Consider the following 21,201-nt stretch of genomic DNA (forward strand, 5'->3'; position numbering starts at 1 on the left):
GTCGCGTTTCGAAGCTGGCAAGCCGGCCCTCCGAAAGGAGCCGGCTTGTCGAGGTCTTATCTGGCCCAGGCGTCACTTCGCGCAGGCGTCTGGCACCTTCGAATAGTCCCATCCCTTGGTCGGCGCCGGGTTGGAGAAATAGGCGTCGAGCCATTCTTCCGGCATCGGATCCTTGGGCGGCACCGGGAAGATCGATACGGCATCCGTCGTCATGCAGTCCTTGTACCAGGCGCCGAGATCGGCATTGTGGACCGGCGGAATCGGAATGAGCAGCGTGTTCAGCTTCGGCTTCTGGCCGTCGAGCATGCGTTCGCCGACGCGAAACAGCGTTTCGGCGGTCCAGTGCGGCAGCACGGCATGGCCCTCGAAGCGGTACTTGTCGGGATTGGCCTTCCAGTAGCCCAGGGCATCGCCGGTGATCGAACCGGTGATCAGCGGCGCCGGCCGGCCGGCTTCGGCGAACGCCTCCGCGACGACGCGGCTTTCGCTGCCTGTCGTCCACACCGCATCGATCGGCGCCGGGTTGGTGGCGATCGCCTGCAGCACCACCGTCTTGGTGACATTGGCCGTCCAATTGCCGTTGACCGTGCGCGAGATCTTCAGCTTGGGGTTTTCCGCCAGCGCCTTGTCGGCGCCCTGGCGCTCCTGAACCACGATCGGGTGGCCGGCGATGCCCTCGACCAGCAGGATGCTGGCGCCATCAGGCTTGGCCTTGCCGATCGCCGTCATCATGTCGTAGCCCCAGCGCGCATAGTTGGAATCGACATTGATCGCGTTCGGGCTGGTCACCGAACCGGCGGCGGTGATGAACGGGATGCCTGCCTTGGCGGCCGCATCGATGGCGTCATCGAGCGCTGTTGCCGAGCCCGGGATCGAGGTGATGATCGAGCACTTCTTGTCGATGAAGGCGCGGATCTGGTTGATCTGCTGGCTGGCGTCGTTGTTGGAATCCGACACTTCGAAGCTGGAGACGGTGCCGTCGGCGATCAGCCCGTCGACCAGGCGCTTCAGCTCCTTGGTGACGGTGACCCGCCAGGGGTTGCCCTGGTAGGATTCCGAATGGCACCATTTCCATGGCTTGGACGGCGGGTTGAAATTGTCCCAGGCCGATGGCAGCACCTTCTGCGGCGCGCCGTCATATTGCGCCTTGAGTTCATCGGGCAGCCCGCTGATGACGCCTTGCACGTCTTCGGCAAAAGCTGTCGTTGCGAGTGAGGCGAAGGCGGTTGCGGCCACAAGGCCGCGGATCAGGCTTTTCATTTGTCTCCTCCGTTCGATTTTTTCAGGCTCCTCCACCGGCAGTGCCGGTCGCCTGCGCCGGGGCGCTCTGCCGAAACAGGCGATTGAGATCGGCAATAACCTGGCTGGAACGATGCCCTGAGGTCATGCCGGAATTGACGCGGTCGGACGCGGCCTGCTGGAACGCCATGTAACCATCATGGCGAGGCCGCACCCATGCGCCCTCCAGGGTCGCGCGCGTATCGCGATAGAAATTGCCGGTCGCCGCATTGACGGCCTGATCCTCCCAGGCCGCGGCATGGCCGGGCTGTCCGCCGGCCGCGGCATAGGGGCCACGCTGGACCTCGCCGCTGGCGAGCCAGTAGGCGAAATCGGTTGCCGCCTCTTTCGCCTTCGAGAAGGCCGACACCGCTATGCCTGTGCCGCCAAGCGCCGTGCCAATCGGGCCGCTGGATCCGACAACAGGGATGTCGCCAAATGCCAGGCGATGTGGGCGAAACCCGGCCATCGCGTAGGAAACATAGCCGTAGATCAGCGGTGCGCAGACGATCGGGGATCCGGCCTGCGCCATCCGCTCCGAAACGGCGATCGGATCCATCTCGAAGCAGGCCGGGTCGACCAGCGCGGCAATCTCGCGCATTGTCTCGAAGACTTCGCTGCCGGCCTCGCCGTCGATGAGATCGTTGGACGGGTCGGTCGCGCAAGCATGCCCGAGATTGCCTGCGAGCGTGAAGAACACCATCATCGAATGCGGTGGCCGCAACGGCAGCAGCACGCGTGCCTGCCGGGCGAGATCGAGCACTTCGCTCCATCGCGATGGCGGTGCGCCAAGCGCATCGGGCCGCCATGCCTGGACCTGCGTCGCGGCATCGATGGGAAACGCCCAGTGCCGTCCCTGCCATGTGTAACTCGGATAGGACTGGCCGACGCTGCCGGAGGAAAGTGCCGCGCGCTCCGCCTCGCGGCCGGCGACATCGAGCGGCTCCAGGCAGCGTTCGGCGGTGATCTGGCCGACATGCGGATGGTCGATGACGATCAGATCATAGGCGCGCGCCAGTTCCTCGACCGGGAAGGACTCGAAGTCCTGCAGCGAACGCTTGTCCCATTCGACGGCAATGCCGGTTTTCTGCTTCCACAGCGACGAGCAGGCGACCATCGGATCATAGCCGCGCGGATGGTTCCAGGTCATGCCCCTGAGCGTGGGCTTTAGGAAGCGCGTGGTCACAGGCCGAACTCCTCGCGGATCGCGGCGCTATGCTCGCCGATGCGCGGTGCTGCCCGGTCGACCTTGGCCCTGATGCCGTCGACCCTGAGCGGCGAACTGGTGGTAAGGATCGAGACATCGTCCTCGCGCGTCACCGTCTGCAGCATGTCGAGCGACTGGAAGCCCCCGCTTGCCAGCATTTCCGGCCAGGTCAGCACCTTGGCGCACCAGATGTCGGCGGGTTCGAGAACATCAAGCCACTCGTCGACCGTCCTGGTCGCGATCCGCTGCGCGACGATCGCCTTGATGTCGTCGCGCGCGGTGAACCAGGATGCCGGCTTGTCGCGGTAGGGCGCCAGTTCCTCCAGCGACAGCAGGTCGGCGAGTTTCGGGATCGGTGTCATGGCGATGGCGAGATAGCCGTCCTTGGCGGGATAGACGCCGTAAGGTGCCGACAGATAGGCATGCGCGCTGCGGAAGCTGGAGCGGCGCGGCAAACGGCGGCCGTCATTGAGATGCGTGGTCAGTACCTCGAACTGGAAGTCGACCAGCGCTTCCAGCAGGCTGGTTTCGATATGGCTGCCCTGGCCGGTGATGCCGCGCCGCACAAGGGCGGCCAGTATGCCTTGCGCGCATGCCGCGCCCGCCAGCATGTCGCCGATAGCAAGCCCGAACGGCACCGGCCCCTGGTCCTCGTCGCCGTTCAGCCACATCACCCCGGAGCGCGCCTGCGCCAGGAGGTCCTGGCCGGGCCGCTTGACCCATGGGCCGTCCTCGCCATAGCCGCTGATCGAGGCATAGACCAGGCGCGGGTTGATCTTGCGGACCGCCTCGTAGTCGAGGCCGAGCCGTTCGATGACACCCGGCCTGAAATTCTGGATCAGCACGTCGGCCTTCGCCAGCAGGCCGCGCAGCGCCTTGAGATCCGCCTCGTCCTTCAGGTCGATGGCGAGGCTTTCCTTGGCCCGGTTGATGGCATGGAAGATGGTGGAATCACCGCCGATCTCGGTGTCGCTGAGATAGAGCCGGCGCGACAGGTCGCCGCCGTCCGGACGCTCGATCTTGATGACGCGGGCGCCGAGATCCAGCAGCCTGAGCGAGCAGTAAGGCCCGGACAGGAACTGGCTCATATCGACGACGACGAGACCGGCAAGCGGCAATTCGGCTGCTGCCGGCATTTCTACTTCTCCGTCTTGCCGACGAAATCGGCAGGGTTGCGGTACTTCACCGTCTGCAGATGCTCGCAATAGAGAACGAGTTCGCCTTCGCCCTTGAACACCTCGTAGCTGGCGCGGATCAGCCCCATGTCCTTGTAGCGCGGCGTCTTGTCGAGGTTGGAGCGGATCGAATAGATCGTATCGCCGATGAAGACGGGCTTTATGAAGCGGAGCTTGTCGTAACCATAGGAAAACGCATTGACGCAGTTGGTGGCGACGAGCCCCAAGCCAGCCGAGAAGACGAAGGCGCCCGCCACCAGCCGCTTGCCGAAAATGCCCTCTGTCTCGGCAAACATCTGGTCCTGCACGTAAGGATGGATGTCGAGCACCAGCGTGTTGAAAAGGTGGCTGTCGCCTTCCGCCATGGTGCGGCGCAACGAGCGGATCTTCTGGCCGACCGGCCAGTCCTCGTAGAACCAGTTCTCGGCGTTCCAAACCGGCAGGGCGGCATGCGCCTCGGGCATGTTGGCCGGGTGCGTCGAGGCGACGCCGACGGTCGATGAGAACTCGTTCATAGCTGGCTCCGGAAGCTCTGCGCGAGGCACGGCACAAGTTTCGGAACACGCATCAAGGCGCCAGATTGCACGACGTCTCCTCCCGTCAGTCTTCTTTTGTAAATACTATTTTCACATATGGGGTTGCGTTGCAAGCGAGGACGGGCGAAATTTTGGCTGTTTCCGCTGCGCTCGAGCGCCGGCGAAACAGGGAGGAAAACATGCGCGATGCCTGTCTGGTCTTTGTCGGCAGCCTGAACCGGGAGGCGCCCTATTTTCAGGGCGCACGCGGCGTCGGCCTCGGCGTCTACAGCTTCGACGAGGAGACGCTGGAAACACGAAAGCTGGCCGAGACCAGTGACATCGACAATCCGACCTTCCTTTCGGTGACGCCGGACGGTTCGCGCCTCTACGCCAATTCGGAAGTCTTCCCCTGGCGCGAAGGAACGGTTTCGGCCTACGGCTTCGACCGCGCCTCGGGCACGCTCACTTACCTGAACAAGCAGCCGTCACTCGGCAGCATCACCGCGCATAACACCATCACCCGCGATGGCACGAAGCTGCTGGTCGCCAATTACGGCATGGGCGAGGGCGGTCCGGATCGCGCAGTCGCGGTCTATGGCTTCGACGGCGATGGCGCCTTGTCGGCTCCTCTGGCTAGCGTTTCGCACAAGGGCACTGGCCCGAATCCAGCCCGGCAGGAGCGCTCGCATGCCCATAGCGTCACCGAAACCATCGCCGGCGGAACGGCCATCGTCGCCGATCTCGGCATCGACCGGTTGGTGTCCTACCGGATCGAGCATGATGGCAATCTGACCAAACTGGCCGAATCCGCTTTGCCGCCGGGCGCCGGTCCGCGCCATCTCGCCTTGCATCCGAACGGCCGTTTCGTCTTCGTCATGAACGAGCTGGATTCGACCATCGTGTCGATGGCGCTGGACGAGGCGAGCGGCAAGCTCTCGATCATCGACACCAGGCCGGCCGTGCCGGCCGAGGCGCGCCATGCCAACCACTGCGCCGATATCCAGATCTCGCCCGACGGCCGCTTCCTCTACGGCTCCAACCGAGGCCATGACAGTGTGGTCGTTATGGCCGTCGACCAGCAAAGTGGCGCGCTGAGCCTTGTCGGCCATGTCCCTTGCGGCGGCGCCACGCCGCGCAACCTGGCGCTGACGCCGTCGGGCGACCACCTGTTCTCGGCCAACCAGAATGCCGACCGCATATCGATCTTCGCGCGCGACGCCGAGAGCGGCCGGCTGACCGACACCGGCCGTGCCATCGAGATCGGCACGCCGATGTGCGTCAAGATCGTGCGGTGAACCGTGCGCGACATCGGCATCGAAGCTTCGGACTGAAACGGGCCGGAGCTCAGGCCGGGCGATCCGGGTTGACGGGTGGCTTCGCCGGAGCTGTTGACGGAGCATTGAACGAAAAAACCCGCCTGCGCGGCGGGTTCCTGGCGCAACTCAGCACCATAGATAAATATCTACCATAGCTGCCTTCACCCAGTCAAGAAAAAATTCCTATTTTGAGAGCTGCCGGCCATGGAGGCTGCTGACACAGCCGGACCGGCCGTCGTCAGGCCGCCTTTGTCAACGCGAGTTCGCACGCTGGAGCTCAGGCCTGTTGGATTGCCGAGAGCTTCCAGCTCGAGCCATTCTGACGCGTGAAGGTCCACAGCTCCGTCGTCTCCGTGGGATGATCCTCGTCGCCCTCGACGACCTTGCCGCTGGCCCGTTCGCGCATCACGTCGCGCGATTCATAACGCAGGGCCGCCGTGGCATAGTCGCGGTCATCCTCGCGCCAGCTTTCCGCGATGTCGGCCTGCAGGAGGGTGACGTCGGATACCTCGTTCCTGAGGCCCTTCTTCGCATTGTCGGCCAGCTCTTCAGAGAGATAGGACACCATTTCGGGAGTCGTCGTCTTGCGCAACGCGGCATGATCCTCACGCCCGAACGCTTCCTGGACATCGCTCAACAGCTGCTGGAATGCGTCGAGGTCGGTCTGGGCGAGCCGGATTTCATCGGAACCGGTGGCCGCCGCGGAGCCTCCGCCTGAACCGCCGCCAAAGCCGGGAATGGCGAAAGAACGCGCATTGTTGGCATCGCTCTGTCCGGCTGCGCGGTTTTCAAATCGCGAGGCATTGCCAGCGCCCGCGAGCGCAGGGGCGGGGCCACGCGCGGATTGCGACCGGAAGAACCTGATTGCCAGCATGATGGCGCCACCGATCAGCACGGCCTGCAGCAGGAAACCGAACATGCCTGCCAGCCCGCCGAAGCCCTGGCCCAGGAGCAGCCCGATCAGGCCGCCGATCAGCAGGCCGCGCATCATCGTTCCACCGAAGCCGCTCATGAAGCCGGGCCTCTGCGGGCCGGCCTGCGGCTGCCGGGCCGCGGTGTTCACGCCGGTATTGGGCGTCATCGAACGCTCGACCGGAGCGGTCGGCGCCGGAGCGGTCCTGGTCGGCGGCGCTGATTGGAACGTGCGCATGCCGCGGCTGCCGAAACTGCCGCCGCGACGGGCCTCGGCATGGTCTACCGCGACCATGGAGAATGCCAGGAACAGTCCGGCAAACAGGGCGGCAAATCGGCTTGTGCGGGAAATCATCTGGACGGACCTTTATCGATGGGTTTCGGAAATTTTCGACAGACGTCGGGCCGGCTACCGGCGTGCGGTCAATCGAACAGCTCTTCGAAGAACGATTTCTTCCGTTTCGGATAGCGGTGGCCCTGCGAGCGCGCATAGTCGTCATCGCGGTCCCGGCCATGCTGGGGCTGGGAGAACGCTGCCGGCTGTGGCGCGGGCGAGGCCTCCTTGGCCGATCGCTCGATGATCTTGTCGAGTTCGCCTCGGTCAAGCCACACGCCACGGCACTGCGGGCAATAATCGATCTCGATACCCTGGCGTTCGCTCATCACGAGCGCGACGCGGCAGGAGGGGCAAACCAATCCAAGAAGGGAAGACGATGTCATATGGGGCTCCAAACCAAAAGAGATGAGCCCGCTTGACCGAAAGGATGGAAACGGGCCCGTTAAAGCGGTCCGACATCACGGTCGCGAGGTGCGACAGTCAGAGGGGCCCGGCCCGCATGCGAGAATTAGGAATGGAGAACCGCGCCTTCAAGAGCGACATTGTCCGCGAGGATCGAATTTGTTCCCCATCGCTGACGTCATTGCGCTTCGAGCGCTGGGTACCGCGCCTGCGCCAACGACCCCGGCGTCCCTGCTCAGACCGTCACCACGATCTTGCCGAACTGCTCGTTCGACTCGAGATAGCGATGCGCCTCGACGATCTGCTCGAACGGGAAGGTTCTGTCGATGATCGGCCTCAGCGTGCCGGCCTCCAGCCCTTCGAGGATGAACGCCTTGGCGGCTTCCAGCTTCGCCGGGTCGCCGGTGATCTCGTGGACGAGGTAGCCGCGCAGCGTCAATGTCTTGCCAAGCACGGCGGGCAAGGGAAACGGCGTCGGCTCGGGGCTCAACCCGCCATATTCAATGAGAATGCCGCCCCGGGACATCGCCGCCGCGAGCGGCTCGAAAATCGGGCCGCCGATCGCGTCAAACACGATGCGCACGCCTCGCGGCCCGGCGATCCGGCCTAGCCGCGCCTCCAGATCCTCCTCGGCCAGGACCACGACTTCAGCCGCGCCGGCGTCGAGCAGGGCCTGCTTCTTCGTCGAGGTCCGTGTCACCGCGATCGCCGTCGCGCCGACGCTGTTGGCGATCTGGATCGCGGCAAGCCCGACGCTGCTCGAGGCTGCCGTGATGACGACGAAGTCCTCGTTGCGCAGCCTGGCGATGTCGATCAGCGCGCCATAGGCGGTGAGGTACGGCATCCACATCGCGGCCGCGGTCTGCCAATCGAGTGATATCGGGTTTTTGACGACGAGCCCGGCGGGATAGGTAACAAGCTCTCCATAAGCCGGCCAGCGGATCATCGATTGCGGCGGGATGACGCTGACGGCATCACCCGACGCCAGAGCCGTCACGGCTCCGCCGACCGTTTCGATGAGGCCTGCGGCCTCCAGGCCAAGCCCGGAGGGCAGGGTGGGCGTCTCGATATAGGTGCCCGCGCGCAGCAGCGCCTCGGCGCGATTGAGGCCGAGCGCCTTGACGCGGATCTGAACCTCGCCCGGGCCGGGTAGGGGAAGATCCACATTTTCGATCCGCAGGACCTCGGGGCCACCATGCCGATGAAAGCGAACGACGCGCGCCATTGGGTCTACTCCAAATTGTTTGAACCGAAAGGAGCTATGTCGCCAAGGCGAAGTTGGATAAATAGCAATGGGAGCAGAACAGTAGAAACCAGGAGTTTCGAATATGGATCGCCTTGAGAGCATGGCCGTGTTCGTCAGGGCGGTCGACCTCGGCTCGTTCGCGGCGGCCGCGGCCGCACTCGATCTGTCCGGACCGATGGTCGGCAAACACGTCCGGTTTCTGGAGGAGCGTCTCGGCATGCGCCTGCTCAACCGCACCACGCGCCGGCAGAACCTCACCGAGTTCGGACGCGCCTATTACGACCGCTGTCGGCTGGTGCTGGCCGAGGCCGAAGCGGCCGATCAACTCGCCGCCGACCAGCTCTCGCAACCGCGTGGCAAGCTGCGCGTCACCATGCCGGCGCATTTCGGCCGGCACTGCGTAACACCCGTGCTGCTGAAACTGGCGCGGCAATATCCGATGCTGGAACTTGACCTGTCGCTCAGCGACCGCTTCGCCGATCTTGCCGAGGACGGCTACGATCTTGCCATCCGAACCGGCGATCTGGAGGACAGGGCAGGCGTGATCGCGCGCCGCGTCGCGAGCCAGGACATGATTGTCTGTGCGGCGCCGTCCTACCTGAAAATTCAGGGCGAGCCACGGCGGATCGAAGATCTCGCCAATCATCATGCCATCGTATATCGCCGGCTCGGCCAAGCCGTTCAGCCTTGGCTGTTCCCGCGCGAAGGACAACCAGCACAGGAGATCATGCCCGGCGGCCGGCTGCGGCTCGACGATCTCGATGCCATCGCGGATGCTTCGGCCGAGGGCATGGGGCTCGCCTGGTTGCCTTGGTGGCTGGTTCGCGAGCGTATCCAGGCCGGGGCGCTGGTCGAGCTCTTGCCGGACCAGCCGCGATATCTCTATGACTGCCACGCCCTTTGGCTGCAGACGCCCCATTTGCCGCTGAAAGTTCGGCTGGCCGTCGATGCGCTGGCGGCCGCCTTGCCGAAACGGATGGCTTGATCGCTAGCGCTCGCGGCCACTCTCGTTTGGGATCGCGCGGACATTCCGTGGAGAGGCGCCTCGGCTCTTTGAGGCATCGCTTTCCAGTGCCATATGAGGCAAAGCTGGCGGCATGCAGGCGCATTGCAGGAGAGACGGTTGATGACCAAAGGTTCGGATCTGTTCGTGGCGGCCCTCGAGAACGAAGGGGTCGACCGGATATTCGGCATTCCGGGCGAGGAGAATCTCGACATCGTCGAATCCATCCGCCGCTCCTCGATACAGCTCATCCTGACCCGTCACGAGCAGGCGGCCGCCTTCATGGCCGCGACCTATGGCCGGCTCACCGGCAAGCCAGGTGTGTGCATCACCACGCTCGGCCCCGGCGCGCTCAACCTGACGACCGGCTCGGCCTATGCGCTGCTCGGCGCCATGCCGATGATCATGATCACCGGCCAGAAGGGAATCCTCTCGTCCAGGCAGGCACGGTTCCAGATCGTCGACATCGTCGCGGCGATGAAACCGCTGACCAAGCTGTCGCGCCAGATCGTCTCGCCCAAGATGATCCCCTCGCTGGTGCGCGAAGCCTTCCGCGTCGCGCAGGAAGAGCGGCCTGGTCCCGTGCATCTGGAACTGCCGGAAGACATTGCGGCGGCGGAGTGCGATCCGGTTCCGCTGGTGCCGACGCATCCGGTCGAACTGCCGCTGGCCGGTGCGGGCGCGCTCGACCGCGCCGCCCGCATGATCATCGAGGCCAAACGTCCGCTGCTGATGTTCGGCGCCGCGGCGTCGCGGCCGCGCGTCACGCCCGATGTCGCCCAGTTCGTGCTGCGCACCCAAATTCCCTATTTCACCACGCAGATGGGCAAGGGCACCGTGCCCGGCGGCACCGAACTCTACATGGGAACGGCGGCCCTTTCGGAACGCGACTACGTGCACGAGGCCATCGAACAGGCCGACCTGATCATCACCATCGGTCACGACACGGTCGAGAAGCCGCCCTTCATCATGGGCGTCAACGGGCCGAAGGTCATTCATGTCGGCTATCAAACCGCCGATGTCGAGCAGGTCTATTTCCCACAGACCGAGATCGTCGGCGACCTCGGCCCTTCGCTGGCGCTGCTGGCGGATCGCATCGAGGGCAAGATCCCCAACGCGCAGGCCCTGTTGCCGTTGCGCGAAGGCATTCTGAGCCGCATCGCCGCGCGCGCCACGGAAGACCGCTTCACGCCGCAACGCATCGTGCATGACGTGCGCGCCGTGATGCCCGCCGACGGGATCCTTGCCCTCGACAACGGCATGTACAAGATCTGGTTCGCGCGCAACTACCGCACGCGCATGGCCAACACGCTGCTGCTCGACAATGCGCTGGCCACCATGGGCGCGGGGCTGCCGTCGGCGATGATGGCGGCACTGCTCCATCCGCAGCGCCGCGTCATGGCCATCTGCGGCGATGGCGGCTTCATGATGAACAGCCAGGAACTGGAGACCGCCGTCCGGCTCAAGCTCAATCTTGTCGTCCTGCTGCTCGAGGACCACGCCTATGGCATGATCCGCTGGAAACAGGCGGTCGACGACTTTCCGGATTTCGGCATGACCTTCGGCAATCCCGATTTCGTCAAATACGCCGAGGCTTATGGCGCCAAGGGAACCAGGGTCGGCGCGATCGCCGAATTCCGGCCGGCGCTGGAACAGGCTTTTGCCGGCGGCGGCGTGCATCTCGTCGTCGTGCCCATCGACTATTCCGAAAACATCAGGGTGCTCGTCGACGAATTGCGTGAGCGGCTGCCAGCGGTGCAGGCGACCTGACGGCGGCCGGCGCCAAGGCCGTCGATGCCGCGATGCCTGGCTGGCTGGTTGCGAAGGCGTTTTCATCTGGCGTCGGGGGACCATTCCGTCTCGATCAGGGGAATCTGCGGCGCGGCGTCACGCGGCAGTGTTCCCTTGATCCTGGGATCGTCGGCGATTTCGAAGCCGGTCGCAAAGGGCTCAAATCCGCAGGCCCTGTAGAAACCGATGACACTGTGATGGTCGAAGCTGCTGGTATGCAGCCAAATGCGGCTGGGCCGGAGACGCCATGCCTGGTCGAGCGCGCCGGCCATCAGCCGCTTGCCGAAGCCACGGCCGGTCAAGGAGGGGAACAGGCCGAAATAGGTGATCTCGATCTCGTTGTCCTCGGCCACCGAGAACTCGACCATGCCGACATGGGCGCCGCTTTCGTCATGGCCGTAATAGAGATGCTGGCGCGGATCGGCGAAATGCGCGGCGATCTCGGCATCCGACATTTCGGCGGCGCGGTCCCAGAGCCAGCGAGCGCCGATCTCCAGGAAGACCGCGCGGTAGGAAGCATTGTCGGGTTTCGTGATCCTTGTCATGGTCAACGGCCGCGCGAGACCCGGCACCGGCGCGCGCGCTTCCATCCATGTCACCGCATTGACGATCTTGCCGGCCGGCACCCGCCGATAGCCGACCGTTAGATTGGTGATTTCATCAGGCAATCTGCCTTCGGTGACCAACATCTGTCCTCGACCTTCCCCACCGGCGCGCAAGAAGCTGATGCCAACTCTGCGCTCGCCTGCCAAGAGGCTCCCGAGGTGGGTCAAGATTTTTGGCCCACCTGTCCCTTGCGTTTCACAGAGATGGCATATGAGATATGATACACCATCGAACGGAAAGCGGAATATCATGCCTGAGCGAATTGCCGACGAGGCCATTTTGAACGCGGTCGACGACGGCTTCGCGCGGCAGGTGGAATTCCTCGCGAACCTCGTGCGCTTCCCCTCGCAACGCGGCGAAGAACACGCGGCGCAATCCTTCATGGCAGCCGCGTATGAAGCAGATGGCTATACGGTGGACATGTGGCGTGTCGATGTCGATGCGATCCGCGACCTGCCGGGTTTTTCGCCCGTGGCCGTCTCCTATGACGACGCCTTCAACGTCGTCGCCACCCACATGCCGCGAAACGCGACCGGCCGCTCGCTGATCCTCAACGGCCACATCGACGTCGTGCCGACGGGCCCGCTCGATCGCTGGCTGCGCGATCCCTATGATCCGGTCATCGAGGACGGCTGGATGCATGGTCGCGGCGCCGGCGACATGAAGGCTGGGCTCTCGGCCTGCCTCTACGCGCTGGCCGCACTGCGCCGCCTCGGCTATCAGCCGGCCGCGAAGGTCTTCCTGCAATCGGTGGTCGAGGAAGAGTGCACCGGCAATGGCGCGCTCGCTTGCCTGCAGCGCGGTTACCGCGCCGACGCAGCCTTCATCCCCGAACCGCTGGAGCCGAAGCTGATGCGGGCGCAGGTCGGCCCGATCTGGTTTAGGGTCGAGGTCGACGGCGATCCCCAGCATGCGTCGGGCGCTTTCTCGGCCGGCGCCAACGCCATCGAAAAGGCTTTCCTCATCATCCAGGCGTTGAAGCAGCTCGAAATCGTCTGGAACGCGCGCAAGGTCGACGACAGGCATTTCTGCGATCACCCGCATCCGATCCGTTTCAATCTGGGCAAGATCGAAGGCGGCGAATGGACATCGAGCGTCCCCGCGCGCTGCGTGTTCGAGATGCGTGTCGCCACCTATCCCGGCCAGAAGCTGGAGGATGCCAGAGCCGAGCTCGAGGCCTGCATCGCCGACGCGGCCCGCGCCGATCCGTTCATGGCCAACCGCCCGCCCAGGATCACCTACAATGGCTTCATGGCCGAGGGCTATGTGCTGGAGGGCGCCGACGAGATGGAAACCGTGCTGCGTCGTAGCCATACCGCCGTCTGGGGCGAGCCGCTGCAGGAACACGTCACCTCTGCCACCACCGATGCGCGCTTCTTCGGCCTCTACGCTGACACGCCGGCCATCGTCTACGGTCCGATCTGCCGCATGCCGCATGGCTATGACGAAGCGGTGGACCTTGATTCCGTACGCAAGGTCACCCAGACAATCGCACTGTTCATCGCCGACTGGTGTGGGCTGGAGCCTGTCGACCCCGAGGCAAGGCCATGACCGGCGCCGTGACCAATGCATTCGGCGAGACGCTGGCCGAGGACGCGCCCGATGTCTCGATCGCCGATGCGCTTGCCATCCTGCGCCAGCACTACGGCCTTGCCGGCACCGCTCAGCCCTTGCCCGGGGAGCGCGACCACAATTTTCACATCCGCACCGATGGCGAGGGCGAATTTGTCCTGAAAATATCGCATCCGGCGGAAGAGGCCGGCTTCACCGATTTCCAGAACAAGGCGCTGGACCACATCCTTGCGGTCGATCCCGCCTTGCCGGTTCCCTCGGTGCGCAAAAGCCTCGATCGCGATGCGCAGTTTACGGTCAGCATCGGCGGTTCGCAGCCGCGTATCGTCCGGCTGGTCACCTATCTGCCCGGCCAGTTGCTTTCGCGCTCGCCGGTGTCGGCTGCGCAAGATCGCAATCTCGGCATCTTCCTCGCTCGGCTTGGCAGGGCACTGCGCGGCTTTTTCCACCCGGCCGCCGGCAGCGATCTTTTGTGGGATATCCGCAAGGTCGCCAAGACGCGGCCCATGCTGGCACATATCGCCGATGCCGGGCGCCGCGCCATGGTCGAGCGCGTCATCGATGCCTTCGAGGAGCACGCCGCGCCCATTATTCCCAGCCTGCGCGCCCAGATCGTCCACAACGACATGAATTCCTACAATGTGGTGATGGACGCATCGCGGCCCGAGATCGTCAGCGGCATCCTCGATTTCGGCGACATGATCCATTCGCCGCTGATCTGCGATCTCGCCATCGGCGCCGTCTACCGCTGGCCGGCCGACGGCCACCCGCTGGCGCCCGCCGCACGCTTCGTTGCTGGCTACCAGTCGGTGCAGCCGCTCGAGGCCGAGGAGATCGGCATCCTGTTCGACCTGATCCGTGCCCGCCTTGCGCTCATCGCCAACATTGCCACCTGGCAGGCGGAGCGCTTCCCGGCCAAGCGCGACTATGTGCTGCGCCTCATCACCGAGGTCTGGGCCTCGCTCGAGCGGCTGGACGGACTGTCACACAGCGATGCCCGCCGTTATTTCCTCGATCATTCCAATCCGGAGTAGACGCTCGTGTCCCAATCCTCGCCCGCAAATGCCTCCGCCGATGCCGGTGCATCAGCATCCGCGCTGCTCGAGCGCCGTGCCAGGCTGCTCGGCCCGACCTATCGCGCCTTCTACCGCAACCCGATCCATCTCGTGCGTGGCAGCGGCGTTTGGCTCTACGATGCCCACGGACGCAAGTTTCTCGATGCGTACAACAACGTCGCTTCGGTCGGGCACTGCCACCCGCGCGTCGTCGAGGCGCTGTCGGGGCAGGCGGCCACGCTCAACACCCACACGCGTTACCTCAGCGAAATCATCCTCGACTACGCGGAAAGACTTCTCGGCACGCTTCCGCCCCATCTCGGCCATGCCATGTTCACCTGCACCGGCAGCGAGGCCAACGATCTCGCCATCCGCATCGCCCAGCATTCGAGCGGCAATACCGGCGTGATCATCACCGATTTCGCCTATCATGGCGCCACCATCGCCACCGCGCAGCTGTCGCCGGCCGCGGTCGGGGCGAAGGGCGTGCCCGCGCAGCACAGGACCGTGGCCGCCCCGGATACGTTTCGCGATCAGGGCCGGGCCGCACGCGATTTCGCCAGGAATGTCGCCGCCGCCATTGAGGACATGCGCGCACAGAACGTGCGCCCGGCGGCGCTGCTGATCGACTCGGCATTTTCCAGCGACGGAATTTTCTTCCCCGATGCGTCGGCGATGCGCGAGGCCGCCGATCACGTCAGGAAGGCGGGCGGCATCGTCATTGCCGACGAAGTCCAGTCCGGCTTCGGCAGGCTCGGCCAGGGCATGTGGGGTTTCGCCAATTACGGCCTCGAACCTGACATCGTCACCATGGGCAAGCCGATCGGCGACGGGCATCCGATGGCCGCGGTCATCGTGCGGCCGCAGCTTGTTGCCTCCTTCGGTTCCAACACCGGCTACTTCAACACATTCGGCGGCAATCCTGTCGCCGCCGCCGTCGGCATCGCGGTGCTCGATGTCATCGAAGGCGAGGGACTGGTCGAGAATGCGCGCACGGTTGGGGCCTATACGGGCGAGCTGCTGCGGGCTCTGCAGAACCGGCATGCCATGGTCGCCGATGTCAGGCATAACGGCCTTTATTTCGGCGTCGAGTTGACGGCGGAGGAGGACGAGGCGCTGGCCGCCACCAGGACGTCGGCGGTCGTCGAAGCCATGCGCGAGGACGGCGTGCTGATCTCGTCATGCGGTCCGCGCGGGAACGTGCTGAAGATCAGGCCGCCATTGCCGTTCGCCAGGGACAATGCCGAGCAACTTGCCGAAACGCTCGATCGCACCCTGTCGCGCTGGTGAGGGGATAGGAAAGGGTGCGGCAATCGACATGCTGAAGCTCGAACATCAGACCCTGAACGACCGCGCCTATGGCGCGCTCAAGCAGGAGCTGATTTCGGGCGGCTTCAGCCCGGGCCAGACATTGGTCATCCGCAAGCTTGCCGAGACGTTCGGCATTTCGACGACGCCGATCCGCGAGGCGCTGCAACGGCTCGTCGCCGAGCGGCTTCTGGAATTGCAGAACAACCGCTCGATCATCGTGCCCTTGCTGTCTGCGCCGGCCTTCGAGGAACTGACCCGCATCCGCGTCGCGGTGGAGGGGCTGGCGGGCGAGATGGCCGCCTCGCGCATCACCGAAGACGGGCTGGTCGACATACAGGCCACGCTGGCGGGCATGCAGCGCGCGATCGAGGCGGGCGACGCCGGGGCCTATCTCGCGCTCAACGAGGCCTTCCACTTCGCCATCTACCGGCATGCCGGCGCGCCGATCCTCCTCAACATGATCCGTGATCTCTGGGGGCGGGTTGGGCCCTATCTCAAGCTCCTGATGCAGGCTGAGCGCTACAAACCCCAGTCGAACGAGGCGCATCGCAAGATCGTCGAGGCATTGGCGCAGCGCAACGGCGCCGACGTCAGGACCTCCATAGAACAGGACATCGCCACGGCGGCAGCGGTGCTGGCGGGGAACCTTCGCGCGGCCGAATGACGACGCGATCCCGTCGCGCCCCGGCGATCGGCCTATCCGGTCTTGTCCAGCCGGTCGCGAAGCATGCTCCACGGCAGCAGCGCGTTCGGCGCGAAGCGCAGCAGGCTGTGGAACGGCATCGGCGACGGTGGCCCGAAGGGCAGCGGCAGATCGCGGGCGTCGGTTCCACCAGCCCAGTCCGCAAGCACCTTGCCCATGGCCGTGGTCATGGCGATGCCGCGACCGTTGCAGGCGCGACCTGCGATCAGCCCCGGTCCGAGATCGATGAGGTGGGGCAGGAAATCGGGTTCGACTGCTGCCATCCCCGACCAGCCATAGGCGAGCGGCGGCAGGTCCGGGAGCTCGAGATGCCGGGCCAGCCGCCGCTGGATCGTCTGCGGCAGGCGTCGGTCCGCACCGGGGCCGAAGACATGCATGCCGCCGCTGATCAGCCTGTTTTCGGCATCGAAGCGGTAGGTGAAGAGATTGCGTCTCGTGTCGCCGACGCCTTGCCCGCCGGGCAACAGGCGGCTGCGCACCTCGCGCGGCAGCGGCGCCGTCGCGATCTGGAAGATTTTCAGCGGGAAATAGGTTTTCCGAAGCCCCGGATTGAGCTGTCCGCCATAGGCGTTGGTGGCGATCAGCACCTTTCCTGTGCGCACCGAACCCATTTGCGTCTTCAGCGACCAGCCGTCCGCGATACGGTCGATCGCGGCGACGCGCGTGTGCTCGAACAGGCGCGCGCCGGCTTTTTCCGCCACGTCGGCCAGGCCGCGCGCATAGGCGACCGGATTGAGCACGCCTCCTGAACGATCCATCCAACCGCCGACATAACCGCGGGCGCCGGTCAGCGCCTCGATTTCTTGCCGGTCCAACACGACGGCCGGTCGGCCGCGCTCCGCCCATTGCCCCGCGCGTGATTTGACCTTTTCGAGCGCGACAGGGGAATGTGCCGGCTGGATCCAACCGTTCTGCACCGCGTCGCACTTGATGTCGTGCCGCCTGATCAGGCCGAAGACCAGGTCGGCGCTGCCAGCGGCGAAGTCGATCAGCCTCTCGCCGCGCGCGGGGCCTAGATGGGCCTTTATCGCATCCGGATCCATTTTGGCGAAGTTCGGTACGATGAAGCCGGCATTCCTGCCGGTAGCGCCCCAGGCGATGGTTTCGGCCTCGAGAACGGCGACCGAAAGACCTCTGGCCGCGGCATGCAAGGCCGTCGAAAGGCCGGTGAAGCCGCCGCCGACGATGGCAAGGTCGACATCGAGCTCGCCTTCCAGCGCCGGGCGGAGGCGGGTCTCACGGCTGACCGCGTGCCAAAGCGAAAGCGCTTCCTGCCGGGCCATTGCGGTCACGAGCCGCTCTCGCTGGCGGCCACCTTCGCCCGCTTGCCGAGCCGTGCCCGCCGCGGCCGTTCCCCGAACAGTCCGTTGGGGCGGACCAGGAGGATAATGCACAGCATGACGCCGATTGCCACGATCTGCAGGGATGCGGCGCGGGCCTGTTGCTCCGGCGGGAACAGCGCGCTGGTGAGCGTGCCCGACCCGGCCCATATCCCCCAGACCAGGATGCTGCCGATGACGGCACCGGCATTGCTGCCCGAGCCGCCGACGATCAGCATCACCCAGACCTGGAAGGTCAGGATCGGCAGGTAATTGTCCGGCGCAATGAAGCCGGTGAAATGCGCCTGCAAGGCGCCCGCTAGGGCCATGATGGCGCCGCCGACCGCGAAGGCCTGGACACGGTAGAAGCGCGCGCTCTTGCCGAGCGAGATCGCCGCCCGCTCGTCCTCCCGCAGCGCCTTCAGCACCCGGCCCCACGGGCTGCGAGACAGGTGCTCCAGCGCCAGATAGGCGACCAGCGTGACCGCCGAGACGACGGCAAGGTTCGACAGGTTGAACAGCAGCGGCGTCTCGGCGAGGCTGCCGAAAGGGCGCGGGATGAAGCCGATGCCGAACGGACCGCCGGTCAGTTTCTGCGCATTGAGCGCGACCAGTTGCACGACCACGGCGACGCCGAAGGTGGTGATGGCAAGGTAGTCGGATCTGAGCCGCAACGTGGCGATGCCCGTCAGGGCCGCGGCGATGCCGCCGACGACCATGGCGCCGACCCAGCCGGCCAGGATCGGTAGCCCAAAACCGCCCAGACGCGCGGCATCGTCCGGCGTCGTCAGCAGCGCCGATGTATAGGCGCCGATGGCGACGAAGCCGGCGAGCCCGACATTGAAGAGCCCGGTCAGCCCCCATTGCAGATTGAGCCCCAGCGTGACCAACGAAAAGATCAGCGCCGTGGTCAGGAAGAAAGCGCCATAGCCGAGCAGGTCCATCAGCGTTCCTTCACACCAAAAAGGCCGATCGGCCGCACGAACAGCACCGCCATCAAGATGATGAAGGAGACCGCGGCGCGCCATTCGGCGCCGATCAGTTGCACGGCGCCCGCTTCGGCGAGCCCGATGATCAACCCGCCGAGCACGGCGCCCGGGATGCTGCCGATGCCGCCCAGAATGGCGGCCGCGAACATCGGCAGCAGCATGTCGAAGCCCATGAATGGGCGGATCTGCACCAGGATGCCGATCATCACGCCGGCGACGCAGGCAAGCGCTGCGCCGAGGATCCAGGTGACACGCACCACCTTGGCGACATCGATGCCGACGATGCGGGCAAGGGCCGCATTCTGGCTCAGGGCCTGCATGGACCGGCCGGTCTGCGTGCGCGTCATCAACAGGTGTACGCCCAGCACCAGAATTGCTGTCAGCAGCAACAGCGCGATCTGGTCCGGCGTGATGCGGATGCCGAAGCCGACCGGCATGGCGATCTGGATGGCGCGGCTGAAATAGGTCGGGCGTGAGGTGAAGGTGAACTCGAGCAGGCTTCGCAGCGCCATCGAGGCGCCGAAACTTGCCATCACCACGATGATGGCCTGGCCCTGAGAGCGCAGCCGCGCGAACAGCACCTTGTCGAGCAGCAGCGCCAGCAGGGCGGTGAATGCCATGCCGACGACCAGCGCGACGATGAGCGGCCAGCCGAAGGAAAGCGGGGCGATCGGCGCCACCTTGCCGATCGTCGCGCCGATGGCGCCTACGACGGCCAGCGTCGCATAGGTGCCCCAGGCCATGAAGTCGCCATGGGCGAAGTTCGAGAAGCGCAGGATCGAATAGGTCAGCGTCACGCCGATGGCGCCGAGGCCGATCATCGAGCCCGTCAGCAATCCGTCGACGATGAATTGCAGGTTCATGCCGCACTTCCCTTGCCTGAAGGCGCGGCCTTGCCGGCGCTGTCCGGGCGCTGGCCAAGATAGAGCTCGGCGACCACCGGATCGCTCCACAGTTCAGAGGCGATGCCCTCGTGCCGGTCCTTGCCTTCGACCAGCACATAGGCGCGGTCGCCGATGGCGAGCGCCGCCTTGGCGTTCTGTTCGACCAGCAGGATGGTGACGCCGGACTTGCGGATGCCGGCCAGCATCTCGAACACCATCGAGACGAATTTCGGTGACAGGCCGGCCGACGGCTCGTCCAGCACCAGCACCTTGGGATGGACGATCAGCGCCCGCGCCACGGCCAGCATCTGGCGCTGCCCGCCCGACAGATTGCCGGCGGCGATACGGCGCTGGCGCGCCAGGTCGGGGAAGGTCGCGTACATCTCGTCGATGCGGGCGGGAACCTCGCGGCGCTCGATAATGCCGCAGGCAACCCTGAGATTGTCGTCGACCGACATCAGTGGAAACACGTTCTCGGTCTGAGGCACGAAGGCGAGCCCAAGCCGCACCATGGTGTGGGCCGGTGCGGTGGTGATATCCTTGCCGTCGAGGAGAACGGTGCCGCCGGTGACCGGGACGAGACCGGCAATTGCCTTGATCAGGCTCGACTTGCCGGCACCGTTGGGGCCGAGAACGACGACGATTTCGCCCTTCCTCACCGTGATCGAGGCACCGCGCACGATCGGCACGCCGGGCTCGTAACCGGCTTCGAGGTTGCGGACGTCAAGCACGGTCCCGCTCATGCCGCGCCCCCGAGATAGGCCTCGATGACGCGCGGATCGCGCGCCACCTCGTCGGCCGTGCCCTCGCACAGAAGCTCGCCGCCCGCCATCACCAGGACGCGATGGCAAAGCCGGGTCACCATGTCGATGTTGTGCTCGATCAGAAGAAAGGTGATGCCGCTTTTGTTGATGTCGCGGATGCGGTCGATGATGACTTCGAGCAGCGTGGCGTTGACGCCGGCCGCGGGCTCGTCGAGCAGGATGATGGCCGGGTCGGCCATCATCACACGGGCAAGTTCGAGCAGTTTGCGCTGGCCGCCGGAAAGCACCCGCGCCGGTTCGTGCGCCAGCCGGGTGAGCGAGACGAGTTCAAGCAGTTCGGCAGCCTTCTCGGCGGCTGCCTTCTCTTCGGCGGCGACCCGCCACGGGATCAGGAAATTGGCGAGCAGCCGCTCCCCTGCCTGACGTTGCGCGGCGAGCATGACGTTTTCGATCAGCGTGAGATTGGGCAAGGGCCGGGGAATCTGAAAGGTGCGCCCAAGACCGCGGCCAATGCGCAGGTGCGCTGCTTCGCCGGAGACGAGCGCCTCGTTGAGACGTATCTCGCCGCTTGTAGGCAGGATGCTGCCGGCGAGCAGGTCGAACATCGTCGTCTTGCCGGCGCCGTTGGGGCCGATCAGGCCGAGGATCTCGCCCGGGCGGACCTCGAACGAGACATCGTTGACGGCGACAAGGCCGCCGAAACGCCGCACGACGTTCTTTGCTGCCAGAACCGGCGCCTGGGTCTCCGTCCCATGCCGTTTCGCCGTGTCGTTCATCAAGCCCTCTGGCCGAAGCGATCTTTGCCGCTTTCTG

20 protein-coding genes are annotated in these 21,201 nt (G+C 65.1%); 7 read left to right on the forward strand and 13 right to left on the reverse strand.

What is annotated here, in order from left to right:
- Positions 1-72: 72 nt before the first annotated feature.
- Genes FJ949_RS17285 through FJ949_RS17300 form a run of 4 tightly spaced genes read right to left on the reverse strand, consistent with a single transcriptional unit; the run spans position 73 to position 4,175 of the window.
- On the reverse strand, positions 73-1,260 hold the full coding sequence (locus FJ949_RS17285) for an ABC transporter substrate-binding protein (protein WP_140497630.1): 1,188 nt from the start codon (positions 1,258-1,260) through the stop codon (positions 73-75).
- 22 nt (positions 1,261-1,282) lie between these two features.
- The gene (locus FJ949_RS17290; RefSeq protein ID WP_140498094.1) at positions 1,283-2,428 is read right to left on the reverse strand and encodes an extracellular solute-binding protein; all 1,146 of its coding nucleotides are present in this window, start codon (positions 2,426-2,428) and stop codon (positions 1,283-1,285) included.
- Positions 2,429-2,460: 32 nt separating this feature from the next.
- Positions 2,461-3,621: a CaiB/BaiF CoA-transferase family protein gene (locus tag FJ949_RS17295; protein ID WP_140497632.1), complete on the reverse strand. Its 1,161-nt coding sequence runs from the start codon at positions 3,619-3,621 to the stop codon at positions 2,461-2,463.
- Positions 3,622-3,623: 2 nt separating this feature from the next.
- Positions 3,624-4,175, reverse strand: coding sequence for a MaoC family dehydratase (locus FJ949_RS17300; protein WP_140497634.1), 552 nt, complete (start codon positions 4,173-4,175; stop codon positions 3,624-3,626).
- Positions 4,176-4,375: 200 nt separating this feature from the next.
- On the opposite strand from FJ949_RS17300, the gene FJ949_RS17305 reads away from it, so the two are divergent.
- Positions 4,376-5,473: a lactonase family protein gene (locus tag FJ949_RS17305; RefSeq protein ID WP_140497636.1), complete on the forward strand. Its 1,098-nt coding sequence runs from the start codon at positions 4,376-4,378 to the stop codon at positions 5,471-5,473.
- Positions 5,474-5,771: 298 nt separating this feature from the next.
- Here FJ949_RS17305 and FJ949_RS17310 read toward each other — a convergent pair whose 3' ends face one another.
- The 3 genes from FJ949_RS17310 to FJ949_RS17320 all read right to left on the reverse strand — a co-directional run bounded on the left by FJ949_RS17310 (position 5,772) and on the right by FJ949_RS17320 (position 8,370).
- Positions 5,772-6,761, reverse strand: a complete 990-nt coding sequence (locus FJ949_RS17310) for a Tim44 domain-containing protein (RefSeq protein ID WP_140497638.1) — start codon at positions 6,759-6,761, stop codon at positions 5,772-5,774.
- Between the two features lie 68 nt (positions 6,762-6,829).
- Positions 6,830-7,126, reverse strand: a complete 297-nt coding sequence (locus tag FJ949_RS17315; protein ID WP_140497640.1) for a zf-TFIIB domain-containing protein — start codon at positions 7,124-7,126, stop codon at positions 6,830-6,832.
- A gap of 254 nt (positions 7,127-7,380) precedes the next feature.
- Entirely contained in the window at positions 7,381-8,370 is a 990-nt protein-coding gene (locus FJ949_RS17320; protein WP_140497642.1) for a zinc-dependent alcohol dehydrogenase family protein, read from the reverse strand.
- 103 nt (positions 8,371-8,473) lie between these two features.
- Here FJ949_RS17320 and FJ949_RS17325 point away from each other — a divergent pair, with 103 nt between their 5' ends.
- Together FJ949_RS17325 and FJ949_RS17330 are read left to right on the forward strand one after the other, a co-directional pair.
- On the forward strand, positions 8,474-9,376 hold the full coding sequence (locus FJ949_RS17325) for a LysR substrate-binding domain-containing protein (protein ID WP_140497644.1): 903 nt from the start codon (positions 8,474-8,476) through the stop codon (positions 9,374-9,376).
- Positions 9,377-9,517: 141 nt separating this feature from the next.
- Positions 9,518-11,164: an acetolactate synthase large subunit gene (locus FJ949_RS17330; protein ID WP_140497646.1), complete on the forward strand. Its 1,647-nt coding sequence runs from the start codon at positions 9,518-9,520 to the stop codon at positions 11,162-11,164.
- A gap of 62 nt (positions 11,165-11,226) precedes the next feature.
- On the opposite strand, the gene FJ949_RS17335 is transcribed toward FJ949_RS17330, so the two are convergent.
- Positions 11,227-11,874, reverse strand: coding sequence for a GNAT family N-acetyltransferase (locus FJ949_RS17335; protein ID WP_181167178.1), 648 nt, complete (start codon positions 11,872-11,874; stop codon positions 11,227-11,229).
- 166 nt (positions 11,875-12,040) lie between these two features.
- Here FJ949_RS17335 and FJ949_RS17340 point away from each other — a divergent pair, with 166 nt between their 5' ends.
- The 4 genes from FJ949_RS17340 to FJ949_RS17355 are packed head-to-tail and all read left to right on the forward strand — an operon-like array spanning position 12,041 to position 16,393.
- The gene (locus FJ949_RS17340; protein ID WP_181165160.1) at positions 12,041-13,342 is read left to right on the forward strand and encodes an ArgE/DapE family deacylase; all 1,302 of its coding nucleotides are present in this window, start codon (positions 12,041-12,043) and stop codon (positions 13,340-13,342) included.
- Positions 13,339-14,397 (forward strand): phosphotransferase, encoded by a 1,059-nt coding sequence (locus FJ949_RS17345; RefSeq protein WP_140497648.1) that lies wholly within the window; start codon positions 13,339-13,341, stop codon positions 14,395-14,397. Before FJ949_RS17340 ends, FJ949_RS17345 begins: the two co-directional genes overlap by 4 nt.
- Positions 14,398-14,403: 6 nt before the next feature.
- Positions 14,404-15,708 carry an aspartate aminotransferase family protein gene (locus tag FJ949_RS17350; protein WP_140497650.1) on the forward strand — a complete coding sequence of 435 codons (1,305 nt, stop codon included), beginning with the start codon at positions 14,404-14,406 and terminating at the stop codon, positions 15,706-15,708.
- A 28-nt stretch (positions 15,709-15,736) separates the two neighbouring features.
- Positions 15,737-16,393 (forward strand): GntR family transcriptional regulator, encoded by a 657-nt coding sequence (locus FJ949_RS17355; RefSeq protein WP_140497652.1) that lies wholly within the window; start codon positions 15,737-15,739, stop codon positions 16,391-16,393.
- Between the two features lie 32 nt (positions 16,394-16,425).
- Here FJ949_RS17355 and FJ949_RS17360 read toward each other — a convergent pair whose 3' ends face one another.
- Genes FJ949_RS17360 through FJ949_RS17380 form a run of 5 tightly spaced genes read right to left on the reverse strand, consistent with a single transcriptional unit; the run spans position 16,426 to position 21,164 of the window.
- Positions 16,426-17,724 (reverse strand): FAD-dependent oxidoreductase, encoded by a 1,299-nt coding sequence (locus FJ949_RS17360; RefSeq protein WP_140497654.1) that lies wholly within the window; start codon positions 17,722-17,724, stop codon positions 16,426-16,428.
- A complete protein-coding gene (locus FJ949_RS17365; RefSeq protein ID WP_181167662.1) occupies positions 17,721-18,698 on the reverse strand; it encodes a branched-chain amino acid ABC transporter permease in 978 nt (325 codons plus the stop codon). Before FJ949_RS17365 ends, FJ949_RS17360 begins: the two co-directional genes overlap by 4 nt.
- Positions 18,695-19,603 (reverse strand): branched-chain amino acid ABC transporter permease, encoded by a 909-nt coding sequence (locus FJ949_RS17370; protein WP_140497658.1) that lies wholly within the window; start codon positions 19,601-19,603, stop codon positions 18,695-18,697. The genes FJ949_RS17365 and FJ949_RS17370 overlap by 4 nt, the downstream gene beginning before the upstream one ends.
- A complete protein-coding gene (locus tag FJ949_RS17375; protein ID WP_140497660.1) occupies positions 19,600-20,367 on the reverse strand; it encodes an ABC transporter ATP-binding protein in 768 nt (255 codons plus the stop codon). Before FJ949_RS17375 ends, FJ949_RS17370 begins: the two co-directional genes overlap by 4 nt.
- Complete coding sequence (locus FJ949_RS17380) at positions 20,364-21,164, reverse strand: ABC transporter ATP-binding protein (RefSeq protein WP_140497662.1); 801 nt, start codon at positions 21,162-21,164, stop codon at positions 20,364-20,366. Before FJ949_RS17380 ends, FJ949_RS17375 begins: the two co-directional genes overlap by 4 nt.
- Positions 21,165-21,201 lie beyond the last annotated feature (37 nt).

Source organism: Mesorhizobium sp. B2-4-1 (genome assembly GCF_006442185.1).
Lineage (GTDB): Bacteria > Pseudomonadota > Alphaproteobacteria > Rhizobiales > Rhizobiaceae > Mesorhizobium.